Annotated in this window: 13 protein-coding genes; 7 read left to right on the top strand and 6 right to left on the bottom strand. The window is 67.9% G+C overall.

Translation table 11 applies throughout. The annotated features are described in order from the left end of the window. Positions 1–253: 253 nt before the first annotated feature. The gene (locus tag N5J73_RS02190; RefSeq protein ID WP_154348738.1) at positions 254–1,132 is read left to right on the top strand and encodes a tetratricopeptide repeat protein; all 879 of its coding nucleotides are present in this window, start codon (positions 254–256) and stop codon (positions 1,130–1,132) included. A 122-nt stretch (positions 1,133–1,254) separates the two neighbouring features. Here N5J73_RS02190 and dapE read toward each other — a convergent pair whose 3' ends face one another. Genes dapE through map form a run of 6 tightly spaced genes read right to left on the bottom strand, consistent with a single transcriptional unit; the run spans position 1,255 to position 8,202 of the window. After that, positions 1,255–2,382: a succinyl-diaminopimelate desuccinylase gene (gene dapE / locus N5J73_RS02185; RefSeq protein WP_049447780.1), complete on the bottom strand. Its 1,128-nt coding sequence runs from the start codon at positions 2,380–2,382 to the stop codon at positions 1,255–1,257. Next, positions 2,379–2,750: a Spx/MgsR family RNA polymerase-binding regulatory protein gene (locus N5J73_RS02180; protein ID WP_170935766.1), complete on the bottom strand. Its 372-nt coding sequence runs from the start codon at positions 2,748–2,750 to the stop codon at positions 2,379–2,381. Before N5J73_RS02180 ends, dapE begins: the two co-directional genes overlap by 4 nt. Positions 2,751–2,781: 31 nt before the next feature. Next, on the bottom strand, positions 2,782–3,648 hold the full coding sequence (locus N5J73_RS02175) for a hypothetical protein (RefSeq protein ID WP_049447779.1): 867 nt from the start codon (positions 3,646–3,648) through the stop codon (positions 2,782–2,784). A 2-nt stretch (positions 3,649–3,650) separates the two neighbouring features. Then, entirely contained in the window at positions 3,651–4,730 is a 1,080-nt protein-coding gene (gene dapD, locus N5J73_RS02170) for a 2,3,4,5-tetrahydropyridine-2,6-dicarboxylate N-succinyltransferase (protein WP_049447778.1), read from the bottom strand. Beyond that, complete coding sequence (locus N5J73_RS02165) at positions 4,730–7,357, bottom strand: [protein-PII] uridylyltransferase (protein WP_049447777.1); 2,628 nt, start codon at positions 7,355–7,357, stop codon at positions 4,730–4,732. The genes dapD and N5J73_RS02165 overlap by 1 nt, the downstream gene beginning before the upstream one ends. 2 nt (positions 7,358–7,359) lie before the next feature. Then, positions 7,360–8,202 (bottom strand): type I methionyl aminopeptidase, encoded by an 843-nt coding sequence (map, locus tag N5J73_RS02160; protein ID WP_014036515.1) that lies wholly within the window; start codon positions 8,200–8,202, stop codon positions 7,360–7,362. A gap of 173 nt (positions 8,203–8,375) precedes the next feature. On the opposite strand from map, the gene N5J73_RS02155 reads away from it, so the two are divergent. The 6 genes from N5J73_RS02155 to N5J73_RS02130 all read left to right on the top strand — a co-directional run bounded on the left by N5J73_RS02155 (position 8,376) and on the right by N5J73_RS02130 (position 14,214). Then, positions 8,376–8,906 carry a spore coat U domain-containing protein gene (locus tag N5J73_RS02155; RefSeq protein WP_049447776.1) on the top strand — a complete coding sequence of 177 codons (531 nt, stop codon included), beginning with the start codon at positions 8,376–8,378 and terminating at the stop codon, positions 8,904–8,906. Then, positions 8,906–9,655 carry a molecular chaperone gene (locus tag N5J73_RS02150; RefSeq protein WP_049447775.1) on the top strand — a complete coding sequence of 250 codons (750 nt, stop codon included), beginning with the start codon at positions 8,906–8,908 and terminating at the stop codon, positions 9,653–9,655. Before N5J73_RS02155 ends, N5J73_RS02150 begins: the two co-directional genes overlap by 1 nt. Before the next feature lie 7 nt (positions 9,656–9,662). Further along, positions 9,663–12,041, top strand: coding sequence for a fimbria/pilus outer membrane usher protein (locus tag N5J73_RS02145; protein ID WP_049447774.1), 2,379 nt, complete (start codon positions 9,663–9,665; stop codon positions 12,039–12,041). Then, the gene (locus N5J73_RS02140) at positions 12,038–13,072 is read left to right on the top strand and encodes a spore coat U domain-containing protein (protein WP_049447773.1); all 1,035 of its coding nucleotides are present in this window, start codon (positions 12,038–12,040) and stop codon (positions 13,070–13,072) included. The genes N5J73_RS02145 and N5J73_RS02140 overlap by 4 nt, the downstream gene beginning before the upstream one ends. A 225-nt stretch (positions 13,073–13,297) precedes the next feature. Next, complete coding sequence (locus N5J73_RS02135; RefSeq protein ID WP_049447772.1) at positions 13,298–13,516, top strand: hypothetical protein; 219 nt, start codon at positions 13,298–13,300, stop codon at positions 13,514–13,516. After that, positions 13,516–14,214, top strand: a complete 699-nt coding sequence (locus N5J73_RS02130) for a hypothetical protein (protein ID WP_049447771.1) — start codon at positions 13,516–13,518, stop codon at positions 14,212–14,214. Before N5J73_RS02135 ends, N5J73_RS02130 begins: the two co-directional genes overlap by 1 nt. The last annotated feature ends 80 nt before the right edge of the window (positions 14,215–14,294 follow it).

Below are 14,294 nucleotides of genomic sequence, written 5' to 3'. Positions count from 1 at the left end.
AAAAACCCGCATCGGCTGATGCGGGTTTTCTGGTGTCCGGGCGTGTGTTGCTGTCTATCTACCCAGGGCGCAGTCCCGCATCGGCCGCGCACGATTATTCGCGCGCAGATTATTGCGGTTGTTGTTATTGACGGCGGTGGCCAGGTGGATCGACATGGCATCGACCCTACCCCGGTTTCCGGCGCGGTGCAACAGTTGCGTCAGCAACCACGCCTGGAGCGCATAATGGCGCGCCCTGAACCGTGTAACAGGAATGCAACAGCGCAATGGACGCACCGGGGCACTGGCCGCCCTGCTCTGCCTGGGCCTGGCGGCCTGCCAGACCCTCCCCCCGCCTTCTACGCTGCCGCAATCCCAGCAGCAGGCATTGGAACAACGCGGAACCGACGGCAGCTTCGAAGGTGCCTTTGATGCCGCGGAAACCTTCGAGCGCTTCAACGATCCACGCGCCATCGCCTACTACGAGCGTGCCGCAGCGATCACCCCCTGGACCTTCCACAACACCAAGGCGGAAGAAGCACTGGGCCGGATCTGGATCTCCGGCACGCTGCGCCATGCCGACAGCCCCCACATCAACCCGGCACCGGTGCTGCACGCATCCTGGCGACGTGGCGAACGCGCCTATCTGGCAGCTGCCAACCACGGCAATCCCTACGCGTTCTTCGGGCTCGCCAAGGCCTATCGTCAGCGTGGCGACGCGCAACAGGCGCTGCGCTGGGACCTGCGCGGAATGATCTACGAGCGCTACCCCAGTTCATCGTCACGGCTACCGGATGCGGTGGCCGCACAGGGTGACACCATGCATCCGCTGCTTGCGCAGATCCAGCGTCGCGCCGAGCGTGGCGATGCCGAAGCGCAGGTGGACCTGGGCGCGCTGCTTGAGAAAGGCATGGGACTGCCGCGCGATCCGGCGCGTGCGCTGCAGCTGTACCAGCGCGCCGGTGAGAAGGGCAATGTGTTCGGCCAGTACTTCGCCGGGCTGCTGCTGGGCCGCAGTGCGCCAGGGGTGGAGAAGGACACCGAGGCGGCGGCGCGCTGGTTTGCCAAGGCCGAGGCGCAGCACTTCTACATGGCCGCGCCGGGTTACTGGAAGAAGGCGGTCGAGCCGCCGTTCTTCCTTTTTTCGGAATAGTGGAGCCGGGCCATGCTCGGCTGCTCCTGCCGGTAGACATCAGCCGAGCATGGCTCGGCTCTACAGGAAAGCGGTGCCGGCGAAAGGCGTGCCGACCAACGGTCGGCACCCGCCGTCGCAGGTTACGCCAGCAGCCGTTCCACCAGACGCTGGTACAGACCCGGCAACGCTTCCAGATCGTCCACGCGCACGTTCTCGTCCACCTGGTGGATGCTGGCGTTGACCGGCCCCACTTCGATGCACTGCGCACCCAGCGGCGCGATGAAGCGGGCATCGGACGTGCCGCCGCCGGTGCTTTCTTCCGGGGCACGGCCGATGTGCTCAGCCAGCACCGCACGCGCGGTGGCGCGCAGTGTGCCTTCCGGGGTGTAGAACGGCTCGCCGCTGCGATGCCACTTCAGCGCGTACTGCAGGCCGTGCCGGTCCAGCAGTGCGGTGATCTCCGCCTCCAGCTTCGGCGCGTCCCAGTGCGGGTTGTAGCGGATGTTGAAATCCACCTCCAGCTCGCCGGGAATCACATTGTTGGCGCCGGTGCCGGCGTGGATGTTGGAGACCTGCAGGCTGGTCGGCGGGAAGCTTTCATAGCCCTCGTCCCAGCGCCGCGCGCTCAGTTCAGCCAGGGCCGGAGCGGCCTGGTGGATGGGATTGCGCGCTTTCTCCGGATACGCCACGTGGCCCTGCACGCCCTGCACGCGCAGCTTGGCCGACAGGCTGCCACGACGCCCCACGCGCAGCAGGTCGCCCAGGATCGCGGTCGATGACGGCTCGCCGGTGATGCACCAGTCGATGCGCTGGCCGCGCTCGGCGAACAGGCGCGCGACGTGGCGCACGCCATCAATGGCGTCGCCTTCCTCGTCGCTGGTCAGCAGCACCGCCAGCGTACCGGGGTGATCGGGATGCGCGGCGACGAACTGCTCGGCGGCGACCACGAACGCGGCCACGCTGCCCTTCATGTCGGCGGCGCCACGGCCATACAGCACCCCATCGCGGATCTGCGGCGTGAACGGGTCGCTGGTCCAGGCCTCGCGCGGACCCGTCGGCACCACGTCGGTATGGCCCAGCAGTACCAACACCGGTGCGCCTTGGCCGTGGGTCGCCCACAGGTTGTCGACGTCGCCCAGGCGAAGGTGATCGCACTGGAACCCGGCCTGCTTCAGGCGTGCCGCCAACAGTGCCTGGCAGCCAGCATCATCGGGGGTCACCGAGGGCCGTGCGATCAGTTCGCAGGTCAGGTCGAGGACCGCGCTCATGCGTCACCCACACCGAAGCGGGCCTTGAAGCCGTTGTCACTGAAACCCTGGCTGACCGTGCCATCGGCAGTGACCACCAGCGGACGCTTGATCAGTTGCGGGTACTCGCGCAGCAGCAGCTTCCATTCGGCTTCGGAATCAGCGGCCTTGCGGTTGTCCGGCAGCTGCCGCCAGGTGGTCGAGGACTTGTTGACCATCGCGGCCAGGCCACCCAGCTGCTCAGCCCACGCCACCAGTGTTTCCGGGCTGGGCTTGTTGTCGCGGTAGTCGACGAAGGTGTACGGCATGCCGAAGCGGTCCAGCCACTTGGTCGCCTTCTTGCAGGTATCGCAGTTCTTCAAACCGTAGACAGTGGTGCTCATGGCCATCTGTGATGCTGGAAAACAGAGGGTCAGAATCTCACAACAGGCGCTCGGACACGACCCGGAACGGGACCCGTGGCAGCCGGAAGGCCAGCCCCTCGTGCAACGCCACGCCCATCGCCTGCAGGCGCGGGCACTGCAGTTCGTCTTCCAGCTGCAACGGCTGCAGGCGGTCGATCTCCACCGGCAGCGCGATACGGGTGCTGGCCCAGCGGCGATCACAGGTGCGGGCGATGGCCTCGTCCTGGCAGGTCAGGAAGCGCAGCAGGGCCTGATGGCCACCGAAGGCAGCCGTCCACGCCGCGTCCTCCCAGCCCGCTGCGGCCTGCCACTTCAGGTGCAGCCCAGGCGCACTGCCCTGCCCGCCTTCGATCAGGGTGTACCCACCGCCATCGGCGCGCACCACGTGCTCGAAGCGCCCGGACAGGTGTGGCTGCATGGCATCGCTGAAAGCACGCGCGCCGGCGACGAAGGCCAGCTGGTCCATCACGTTGCGGTCGAACAACACCACCGGTGTCCCGTCCGGATCGTCATCACGGCGCAGGTACCAGCGCCAGTTGCTCTGCCTTGGGGACGGCATCAAGGAACGCAGTGGCCCGGCCAGCGCCGGCCCGAAGTGGCCGTGGCGGTAACTGAGGATGGTGTAAGGCGTACATCCGGCATGGACCACGTAATGATGACCCGACGGAGGCGTTGGTGCGTGGCGCACGTCGACCCACCAGCTCACGTAGACCACGTCGCGCACATCACTGGCCAGCGCCGGCATCGGCCAGCGCCGCGACAGTGCGCGGCGCAGCCAGGTCCAGCGCGGGGCGTGCAGCAGGCGCGGCAGCATCCGCCCGAACAGGGTGTCCGACGGATGCTGGTAGATCGCGGACTGCGCCAGATCCTCCGGCGCAGTCACCTTCAGTCGGCCAGGCCGCGCAGCAGGTCGTTGACGCTGGTCTTGCTGCGGGTCCTGGCATCAACCTGCTTGACGATCACCGCGCAGTACAGCGAATGGGTACCGTCCTTGCTCGGCAGCGAGCCGGACACCACCACGCTGTACGGCGGGATGTAGCCGTAGGTGATCTCGCCGGTGGCACGGTTGTAGATGCGGGTGCTCTGGCTGAGGAACACGCCCATGCCGATCACGCTGTGGTGACCGACCACCACGCCTTCCACCACTTCCGAACGCGCACCGATGAAGCAGTGGTCCTCGATGATGGTCGGGCTGGCCTGCAGCGGCTCCAGCACGCCACCAATGCCAGCGCCACCGGACAGGTGGCAGTGCTGACCGATCTGCGCACAGGAACCGACGGTGGCCCAGGTATCGACCATGGTGCCTTCGCCGACGTAGGCGCCGATGTTGGTGAAGCTCGGCATCAGCACCACGTCCTTGCCGAAGTAGGTACCGCGGCGGGCGATCGCGCCGGGTACCACGCGAACGCCGCTACGGCGGAACTTCGCCTCGTCATAGCCGGCGAAGCGCGATTCGACCTTATCCCAGAACGGCGCCGGGCGGGCGTCGACCACGGCCATGTCGTTGACGCGGAAATACAGCAGCACGGCTTTCTTCAGCCACTCGTTGACCTTCCAGCCGCCCTGGCCGTCCGGCTCGGCGACGCGGAACTCGCCGCTTTCCAGGCCGTCGATCACGCGGTTGACCAGCGGCTTGGTCGAGCCTTCCAGCTCATGCAGGGTCAAGGTGGCGCGGCGCTCGAAGGCACTCTCGATGCCGAACTTCAGTTCTTCCACGCCTGGGGCCGACGGCTTGCGCAGCGACTTGCGGGCGATGGTTTCGGCGCGGACGGCTTCGGCGCTCCTGGCCGGCGCCGGCTTCTTCACAGCACGCTTCACCGCAGCCGTTTTCTTCGCCGGGGCCTTCACCGCAGCAGCCTTCTTCGGCGCGGTGGTCTTCTTCGCGGCCGGTGTGGCGGCAGCAGGTTTCCGGGCCGCTGCGCTCTTGGGGGTCGCGGCGGTCTTCTTGGCGGGCTTGGTGGCCATCAGGCGGGGTCTCCGGCGTTTCGATCAGGGTCCAGGCAGGCCAGCATCGCGTCATGCAGCTGCTGCCGGGCAGGTTCAGTCAGGGGGAGGTCGTGTTCGTCACTGATCACGAAGGTGTCTTCGGCGCGTTCGCCGAACGTGGCAATGCGCGCATCATGCACGCGCAGGCCCTGGTTGCGCAGAACGAACGCCACATCGGCCAGCAGACCGGGGCGGTCGGGGGCGACCAGGGCAAAACGGGTTGCGCCGGGCTCATCGCGGAACTCGATGCGCGGGGCGAAGCGGAAGTGCCGCAGCTGCCGTGGCACCACCCGGCGTGACGGCCGCAGGCGCGACAGGTCACCGCTGAGTGCCTCGCGCAGCGCCGCTTCCAGGTTGGCACTGCTGCCATCGGCGAAGGTATCGGCCGGGTTCACTTCGAAGGTATCGAAGATGGTATCGGCCGGACCATCCAGCACGCGTGCGCGGTGGATGCCGTAGCCCTTGCGGTCCAGCGTCATCACGATCGCGGCGAACAGGCCGTCGCGGTCCGGCGAATGCACGAACACTTCCAGCGCCGGATCATCGACGCTGATCCGGCGAACCTTCACCAGCGCCTGGCCCTGCTTCACCGGCACCAGCGCGGCGGCCTGCCAGGCCAGCTGCTCAGGGCGCAGGCGGATGAAGCCCTCATCCGGCATCACCGCGAACTGGCGGTCGATGGTGGCATCGTCGTAACCCCGTTCGCGCACCAGCGCGCGCACGCTGTCGCGCGCCTCGGCCACGCGCTCGGCCGCCGGCACCGGGTGCTCCAGCCCCTCGCGCAACGCGCGCCGGGTGGCGAAGTACAGGTCGGCCAGCAGGCGGTCCTTCCATGCATTCCACAGCTTGGGGCTGGTGCCGGCGATGTCGGCGCAGGTCAGCAGGTACAGATAGTCGAGGCGGTCACGGCTGCCGACCAGGGTGGCGAAGCGATGGATCACCTCCGGGTCGGCGATGTCCTGCTTCTGCGCGGTCACCGACATGCGCAGGTGCTGTTCGACCAGCCATGCCACCAGCTCGGTATCGGTGCCACTCAGCGCATGCGCATGGCAGAACGCACGTGCGTCCACCGCCCCCAGTTCCGAGTGGTCGCCACCACGGCCCTTGGCGATGTCATGGAACAGGCCGGCCAGCAGCAGCAGTTCCGGCTTGCGCAGGCGCGGCCACACTTCGTGCGCGATCGAGAAGCGCTCGTCGGCACGGCTGCTGGCAAACAGGCCGATGTTGCGCAGGACCATCAGCGTGTGCTGGTCGACGGTGTAGACATGGAACAGGTCGAACTGCATGCGCCCGCTGACCTGGGCGAAGGCGGGAATCCACTGGCCAAGCACGCCCAGCCGCGCCATGCGCGAGAGCGTATCGACAGGCCGCTGGCCGCGCAGCAGCGCCAGGAACTGTTCGCGCGCATCGGCATCGGCCTGGTCGTAGGCCGGCAGCAGCGGTAGCGCTTCAGCCAGCGCGCGCGCGGTCAGCGAATGCAGTCCACGCACCTGCGGATTGTTGGCCCAGCTGGCAAACAGCGCGAACACCTGGCCGATATCACCGCGCGGCCAGTCGGCCTCGTTGGCGGCCAGGTAGCCACGGCGCAGGGAGAAGCCCACGGTCAACGGCTCGGGCTGCGCCTCGCCGTCGAACTGCTCCTCGAAGCGCTGCAGCAGGCGGTCGCTGATCCGGCGCACCACCAGCGCGGCGCGGTAGAAGCCCTGCATCATCTTCTCGACACCGAGGTTCTCGGCATCGTCTTCGAAGCCCAGGCGCGCGGCCAGGGTCTTCTGGTAATCGAAACGCAGGCGCTCTTCCGGGCGGCGCGCGACCAGATGCAGGCCGAAGCGCAGCCGCGCCAGCACCGCACGTTCGCGCTTCAGTGCTGCCGCTTCGTCGGCGCCCAGATGGCCGAGCCCGACCAGCGCCTCCAGGTCACGCACGCCGAAGGCACGCAGTGCCATCCAGCCCAGCGTGTTCAGATCGCGCAGGCCACCCGGGCCATCCTTCAGGTCAGGCTCCAGGTTGTCGGCGGTGTCGCCGAAACGCTGGTGGCGGTTACGCAGCTCTTCCAGCTTGGCCAGGAAGAACGCGCGTGCCGGCCACAGTTCCCGATCGTCGATGGCCTCGCGCAGCGCGCGACGCGCCACATCATCGGCCAGGATCGGGCGCGCCTCGATCAACGCGGTCAGCACGGTCTGGTCCGCCGCCGCCTCGCGGCACTGCGGCGCCGAACGCACCGCATGGCTGACCGCCAGCCCGCAGTCCCACAGCAGTGCAAACAGGCGTGCCAGGGCGGATTCGTGCGCCAACTGTGCCGGCGGATCGCCGAACACCAGCAGGTCGATGTCCGATCGCGGGAACAGTTCACCACGACCGTAGCCACCCACCGCGAACAACGACAGCCCACTATCGGCCGGCAGGCAACGCTGCCACGCCAGGCGGATCAGATGGTCGGCGGCACGCGCGCGCAGCGCCAGCAGGCGCTCGATGTTGTCGCCCTGGTCGAAGCGGCGGTACAGGCGCGCGTCGGCCTGCTGCAGCGCCTGGCGCGCGGCAGCAGCCCAGTCCGGGTCGTTGAGCGACGCGGCCGGCGTGTCCAGCAGCGAACTCGCCGGCAGCATCTTCAGGAGACCTGCGACTCGCCCGGCGACAGGGTCAGCACGTCCACGCCGGTCTCGGTGACCGCGATCATGTGCTCCCACTGTGCCGACAGCTTGCGGTCCTTGGTCACCACGGTCCAGCCATCCGGCAGCACCTTGTTGTAACGGGTGCCCTCGTTGATCATCGGTTCGATGGTGAAGGTCATGCCCGGCTGCAGCACCAGGCCCTGGCCCGGGCGGCCGTAATGCACCACCTGCGGCTCATCGTGGTAGACCTTGCCGATGCCATGGCCGCAGTACTCGCGCACCACGCTGAAACGCTCGCCTTCGGCGTAGCTCTGGATGGCATGGCCGATGTCGCCCAGAGTGGCGCCCGGACGCACCGCACGGATGCCGCGCCACATGGCTTCGTAGGTGGTTTCCACCAGGCGGCGCGCCATCACCGACGGGGTGCCGACGAAGTACATGCGGCTGGTGTCGCCGTGCCAGCCATCCTTGATGACGGTGACGTCGATGTTGATGATGTCGCCATCCTTGAGCACCTTCCCTTCGCTGGGGATGCCATGGCAGATGACGTTGTTGACCGAAGTGCACACGGTCTTCGGGAAGCCGCGGTAGCCGACGTTGGCCGGAATGGCGCCCTGCACGTTCACGATGTGGTCGTGGCAGATGCGGTCCAGTTCCTCGGTGGTGACACCGGGCTTGACGTGTGGGGTGACGATGTCGAGCACTTCGCTGGCCAGGCGGCCGGCGATTCGCATCATCTCGATTTCCTGCGGGGTTTTCAGATTCACGCTCATGGCCCCCATTATCGCCGATCCGGCCGCAATCTGAACGAACGCCACCCAACTGGCGATCCGGGCCATGCACAGTTCCGGCAAGGAAAGTGAAAGCGTGATGGCATCCGCTCTTTCGACTGCCTATTTATCACGGAATACAGACACTTGCGCCTCCTAAGCTGGCCTTGCAGTCATCAAAGCGGCGCCGAGCGTGCCGTCTTCGCCTTGTTCAACGGACCTTCGGGTCAGGGAGGTTGTCCATGCGATTCCCGCTTCGTTCCCCGCTTGCCTGGACCTTGGCCGGGATCCTCCTGTCCAGCCCGGCCCTGGCCGCAGACACCACCACATTCAACGTCACCCTGGTGGTCACCAAGGCCTGCACCATCACCGCGGCAGCGGCCACGAACGTCGATTTCGGCACGGCGGCCTCGACCACCGCCACGCCAACCCTCGGCCAGGGTACGGTGACCGCGCAGTGCTCGGCACTGACCCCCTACACGATTGCGCTGAATGCGGGCGCCAATGCCGGTACCGCCAATGACGTCACCACCCGGCGGATGAAGAACACCAATGCTGCGGTGACTGCCAACAACTATGTCGGCTACCAGCTCTACCAGGATGCCGCGCATACCCTGGTCTGGGGCGCCACAACCGGCACCAACACCCAGGCGGGCATCGGCACCGGCCTGGCCGTGCCGTACATCGTCTACGGCCAGATCCTGAACCTGAGTACCAACAACCCGGCCACCGGCAACTACCTGGATACGGTCACCGCCACGATCACCTATTGATGGAGCACGCCCGCATGGCCGGACCCCGCCCGTGGCGCGCCACCGGCGTGGCGCTGCTCGCCCTGTGCCTGCTGGCGGCCGCTACGGCAGGTGCCACCAGCCTGCAGGTCGCCCCCACCAGCCTGCAGCTGGAAGCCCGCCAGCGTGCCGGCGAGCTGTGGCTGACCAACAGCGGCACCTCGCCGGTGAAGCTGCAGGTGCGGGTCTTCCGCTGGGTGCAGCAGGGCGGCCAGGAGCAGCTGCTGCCCACCAACGAACTGATGGCCTCCCCGCCGATGCAGGAGCTGGCGGCCGGCCAGCAGCAGCTGGTGCGGGTGATGCGTCCGACCCGCGAGCCACCGGTCGCGCAACAGCATTACCGTCTGATCGTGGACGAGGTGCCGGACCTGGCCACCCGTGCCGAGGGCATGCAGTTCGTCCTGCGCTACTCGATTCCGGTGTTCGTACAACCCCCGTCCGGCAAACTCGCCCCGCAGCTGCAGGCGCGCCTGGTGACGCTGGATGATGGCCGCAACGGCGTCGAGGTGGCCAATTCGGGCAACAGCTATGCACAGATTGCCGATCTCGCACTCGGCAGCGCCACGCGTCCGCGCATCGTGCATCCCGGCCTGCTGGGCTACGTGCTGCCCGGGCAGGTGATGCGCTGGCCGATCGAGCGCATGGCGATCGACCGCGACAACGACCAGATCACGGCCAAGCTCAATGGCGAGTCGGAACAGACGCCACTGTCGCCCCCATCGGCTCGCTGAGGCGTTGATGGGCGCGCTGCTTGCTGCCCTGGCTCCTGCGGCGACCGAAGCCGCCGATGTGTCCGGCGCAACGGCCACCGGGGCCGCCGACGTATCCGGCATCTCCGCCGATGCGATCCTGCCGCCCCCCACCCCGCTGACCGCCAGCCAGACGCTGTACCTGGACGTGTCGCTCAACAGCACCCCACGCGGGCTGCTTCCCTTCATCGAGAACCGCGGCCGCCTGCAGGCCAGCCCCGAGGTCCTCCGCCAGCTCGGCTTCAACGCCAGTGGCGATGCACCGGTCTACCTGGACCAGATCAGCGGCGCGGTGGTGCGCTACGACGCGCACCTGCAGACCCTGGCGCTGGACGTGCCACTGGACCAGCTGACCCTGCCGACCACCGTGCTCAGCCGCCCGCAGACGCGCGCACCCGCCGGCAGCGCCTCGCCCGGCGTGCTGCTCAACTACGACCTCTACGGCAGCCGGGTGGACACGCTCGGCAACCTCAGCCTGAGCTCGGAGCTGCGCCTGTTCGGCATCGGCGACGGCACCTTCGAGAACACCGCGATCAGCCGTCGCTACCAGCAGCCCGGCGACCGTCGCTGGCGCGGCGAAAGCGTGCGACTGGATACGCGCTGGCGCCTGGATTTCCCCGACCAGGCGATGACCCTGGAGGTGGGCGATTTCTACAGTGGCTTCGTCGACTGGACCCGCCCGGTGCGTCTGGGCGGCCTGCAGATCGGCCGCAACTACGGGCTGCAGCCCTATCGCGTCCTGACCCCCACGCCCAGCTTCCTCGGCCAGGCGGTGGTGCCGTCCACGGTCGAGCTGTACGTCGATGGCCTGCGCCAGTACAGCGGCCAGGTGCCGGTCGGACCGTTCCAGCTGGCCGCGCAGCCCGGCATCAGCGGCACCGGCAGCGCCCAGGTGGTGGTCACCGATGCGTTCGGCCGCATGCAGACGCTGGACTTCAGCTTCTACGGCACCCAGCAGCTGCTGGCCAAGGGGCTGTCGGACTGGTCGGTCGGCGTCGGCCACCTGCGCGAGGACTTCGGCCAGCGCTCCTTCGCCTACGACGACCGTACCGTGGCCAACGCCAGCTGGCGCGGCGGCATCAGCGATACCTTCACCGGCGAAGCCCATGCCGAAGGCGGCGGCGGCCTGGCCCAGGCCGGGATCGGCGGCTGGTGGCTGCTGGGCGGTGCCGGCGTGTTCAACGCGGCCTATGCACACAGCAATTACCACGGCCTGCAGGGCGGGCAGTGGGCACTGGGCTACAGCTGGAACAACCGCCGTCTCAACTTCAACCTGCGCAGCGTGCGCAGCCACGGCGACTACCGTGACCTCGGTGCGCTGCAGGGCAACCTGCCGCCGAGCGTCAGCGAACAGGCCACGGTCGGGCTGGATCTGCTGCGGCTGGGCACGCTCAGCGCCAGCTACCTGCGCCTGCGCTATCCGGATGGCGAGGACAACCGCTACGCCAGCCTGTTCTGGTCGCGCAGCTGGAGCCAGCGCTGGTCGGCCTACCTGTCGATGAACCAGAACCTGGACCAGAGCAACGACCGCAGCATCTATCTGTCACTGACCGCCAGCCTGGGCAACAACCGCCAGGCCAGTCTGTCCAGCCAGCGCAACGGCGACAGCCAGAGCTGGGTGGCCGACGTCACCCAGCCGGTGCCCGGTGACGGCAGCGCTGGCGGTGTCGGCTGGCGTGCACAGGTACGCCATGGCGAGGACGGCAATGGTGGCCTGACCGAGGTCGGCATTCTCAATGACATCGGCCGCTACTCGTTCGGCGCCTCGCGCCAGGGCGGGCTCAACTATGCCTACGGCAGCGCCAGTGGCAGCCTGGTCTGGATGGGCGGGCACGCGTTCGCCACCCGCGAGGTCTCGGACGCGTTCGCGGTGATCAGCACCAACGGCGTCGGCGGCGTGCCGGTGCGGCTGGAGAACCGCCTGATCGGCGTCACCGATGATCGCGGCCTGCTGCTGGTCAGTCCGCTGCTGTCCTGGCAGCGCAACCGGGTCTCGATCGACACGCTGGATCTGCCCGAGGACATGCGTGCCGATCGCATCGAGGACTGGGTGACGCCGCGCCAGCGTGCCGGCACGCGATTGACGTTCCAGCTGCGCTCGCGTCCATCGTTGAGCCTGACGCTGCAGGACATGGACGGAAAACCACTGGAAGTCGGCAGCGAGGTGCAGCTGCCCGATGGCCGCCGGGCCACTGTCGGCTATGACGGCCTGCTGTACCTGGAGGACGTCGCTGCCGGCAGCGTGCTGTACATCACCACCAGTCGTGGCCAGTGCCGGGTGAAGATGCCCGACCTGCCGAAGGTTGTGGCAGCCGGCGCGCGACCGAAGCCGGCACCGCTGGCGTGCATCCCGGAGGTAGCGCCATGAGGACGTTGCTGCTCGGCCTGCTGCTGGTCGCAGGCCTTCTGGCGGCAGCACCGGCCCGCGCCGTCGCGGTGTGCGCCGCCATCGCGGATCCGACGCTGCCGTTCGGCAACGTCAACAGCAATGCCCCCGGTGCGACCACCGGCACGCTCAACATCACGGTGACCTGCACCACTGCCGCGCTGAGCGTGCTGGCCACTACCGGCGTGCGGGTCTGCGTGGGCATCGGCGCCGGCAGCGGCGGCGGCAGCAGCTCCAGCTGGCGGACGATGAAGACCAGCACCAGCGACAGCATGAACTTCCAGCTCTACAACACCTCCAACTTCAGCCAGGTGACGGGGTTGACCCCGCGCGGCTCGCCGCCGGCGCAGGAGTTGACCTTGACCTACAACGTGCCCGTGACGGGTGGCAGCGGCACGCAGACCACGCAGCTGTCCGCGCAGATCCCCGCCAATCAGATCCTGGCGTCAGGCGCCTACAGCAGCGCCTTCAACGGCGCCAACGTGGTGCTGACCTGGGCCTGGAACGAGGTCCTGCTCGGCAATGCCACGGTGCCCGCCAACTGCAACGGCGGCGCCACCGGCACCAACAGCATCAGCAATGCCTTCAGCTTCACCGCCACCGCCAACGTGCTGCCGCAGTGCGGCAGCTACGTCACCACCAACATGGACTTCGGCAACGTCACCGGCGGCATTCCCGCCAACATCGACCGGACCGCCACCTTGACCCTGACCTGCCTGAAAAACACGGCCTACCAGGTCAGCCTCAACAACGGCCAGAACAACCCCTCCGCCACCAGCACGCGGCGCATGGCCACCACCATCGGCGGCAGCACCTACTACCTCACCTACGAGCTGTACCGCAATGCCGCGCGCAGCCTGCGTTGGGGCGATACCCTCAACGTCGATACCGTTGGCGGCACCGGAAGTGGCAGCGCACAGCAGCTGACCATCTATGGCCGGGTGCCGCCGGTCACCGGCCAGCCCCCGGCCGGCACCTACAACGATCTGGTGCAGGTGACCATCACCTATTGACCAGCATGCCGACCAACGGTCGGCACCCACCAGGCGCCTCCTGGCAGGTGGATGCTGGCCGTCTCCTGGTGGACCCACGCCATGGCTGGATGCTGGCATCACTCCTGCGCCAGGCGCAGTCGACTGACAGTCGACTCTACAGATTCGGCCGATCCAGCCGATACCGCGCAACGGGTCCTACAGCACGGTGGATGGCAGGTGGTTCGCGCATTTCTGATCGGGGCGATGCTGGTCGCCAGTACGCCCGCGTGGGCCGATCCCAGCAGCAATGCCCTGCAGATCCGGCTAATTGTGGTCGAGGGCTGCAGCGGTGATGCCGGCAGCAACCACTGCCCCGCACCCCACCAGCGCAGCGACACACCGCAACTTCCGCCCCAGGTCCGCGAGCTCGCGCCTCCCGTTGACAACGAAGACACGACGTCCGCCGTGACCGTCATCTACTGATGCGTGCACTTCTGACCGTGCTGGCGATGCTGCTGGCGTTGCCTGCCGCGGCATTGGACCTGTTGCCGACCACACTGCAGCTGCCCGCCGAAGGGGGGCATGGCGAGCTGTGGCTGTACAACCCCGGCCCCGGCCACTGGCAGGGAGAAGTACGGATCCTGACCTGGGAACAGCAGGCCGACGCGGAGACGCTGCGGCCCAGCGACCAGATCCTGGCCAGCCCCACCCGGCTCGACATCCCGCCCGGCATCCGACAGCGCATCTGGTTGCTGCCGCGCCAGCCTGCCCCCGTTGCCACCGAACGGGCTTACCGGGTCGTGCTCGCCCCCGGCGCCCCCGGCCTGGCGCGCTACTCGCTGCCACTGTTCCGGGGGAATTCCGGGCCACTGGCACAGCCACGACTGCATGCCGGAATCGAGCCCCATCCGTCGCATCCATCGTTGCGATTGAGCAATACCGGTACCCTGCACGCCCGCCTGAACGATCTCGCCTACATCACCAGCGACGGCCAGCGCACCCTGCTGCTGCCGGGTCTGGCCGGGTATCTGCTGGCCGGCCATGAGCGCCGCTGGGCCCTGCCCGCCCGCGCTGATGGCTACGCCGGCGGCCATTTCCAGGCCCGGCTGCAGGACGGCCGCGTGGTCGATCTGACCGCACCGGACCCGGCCATTGCAGCGAGCGCTCCCAGCGGGCTATAATCGACCGGATCCCTGCTGCCTGCGTGCGCGGGAACCCGTCCACACCGGACGTCACCGGTGAATCCACACCTGCTGCCCCC

It is taken from the genome of Stenotrophomonas sp. GD03654 (assembly GCF_029845105.1).
GTDB classification, from domain to species: Bacteria; Pseudomonadota; Gammaproteobacteria; order Xanthomonadales; family Xanthomonadaceae; genus Stenotrophomonas; species Stenotrophomonas africana.
This window is presented reverse-complemented; position numbering and strand designations above follow the sequence as displayed.

Bases quoted from the DNA above. Each gene is read 5' to 3' on its own strand.
- N5J73_RS02190 (WP_154348738.1), top strand. From the start codon at position 254: ATGCAACAGCGCAATGGACGCACCGGGGCACTGGCCGCCCTGCTCTGC.
- dapE (WP_049447780.1), bottom strand. From the start codon at position 2,382: ATGAGCGCGGTCCTCGACCTGACCTGCGAACTGATCGCACGGCCCTCG.
- N5J73_RS02180 (WP_170935766.1), bottom strand. From the start codon at position 2,750: ATGGCCATGAGCACCACTGTCTACGGTTTGAAGAACTGCGATACCTGC.
- dapD (WP_049447778.1), bottom strand. From the start codon at position 4,730: ATGGCCACCAAGCCCGCCAAGAAGACCGCCGCGACCCCCAAGAGCGCA.
- N5J73_RS02165 (WP_049447777.1), bottom strand. From the start codon at position 7,357: ATGCTGCCGGCGAGTTCGCTGCTGGACACGCCGGCCGCGTCGCTCAAC.
- map (WP_014036515.1), bottom strand. From the start codon at position 8,202: ATGGCCCGGATCGCCAGTTGGGTGGCGTTCGTTCAGATTGCGGCCGGA.
- N5J73_RS02155 (WP_049447776.1), top strand. From the start codon at position 8,376: ATGCGATTCCCGCTTCGTTCCCCGCTTGCCTGGACCTTGGCCGGGATC.
- N5J73_RS02150 (WP_049447775.1), top strand. From the start codon at position 8,906: ATGGAGCACGCCCGCATGGCCGGACCCCGCCCGTGGCGCGCCACCGGC.
- N5J73_RS02145 (WP_049447774.1), top strand. From the start codon at position 9,663: ATGGGCGCGCTGCTTGCTGCCCTGGCTCCTGCGGCGACCGAAGCCGCC.
- N5J73_RS02140 (WP_049447773.1), top strand. From the start codon at position 12,038: ATGAGGACGTTGCTGCTCGGCCTGCTGCTGGTCGCAGGCCTTCTGGCG.
- N5J73_RS02135 (WP_049447772.1), top strand. From the start codon at position 13,298: ATGCTGGTCGCCAGTACGCCCGCGTGGGCCGATCCCAGCAGCAATGCC.
- N5J73_RS02130 (WP_049447771.1), top strand. From the start codon at position 13,516: ATGCGTGCACTTCTGACCGTGCTGGCGATGCTGCTGGCGTTGCCTGCC.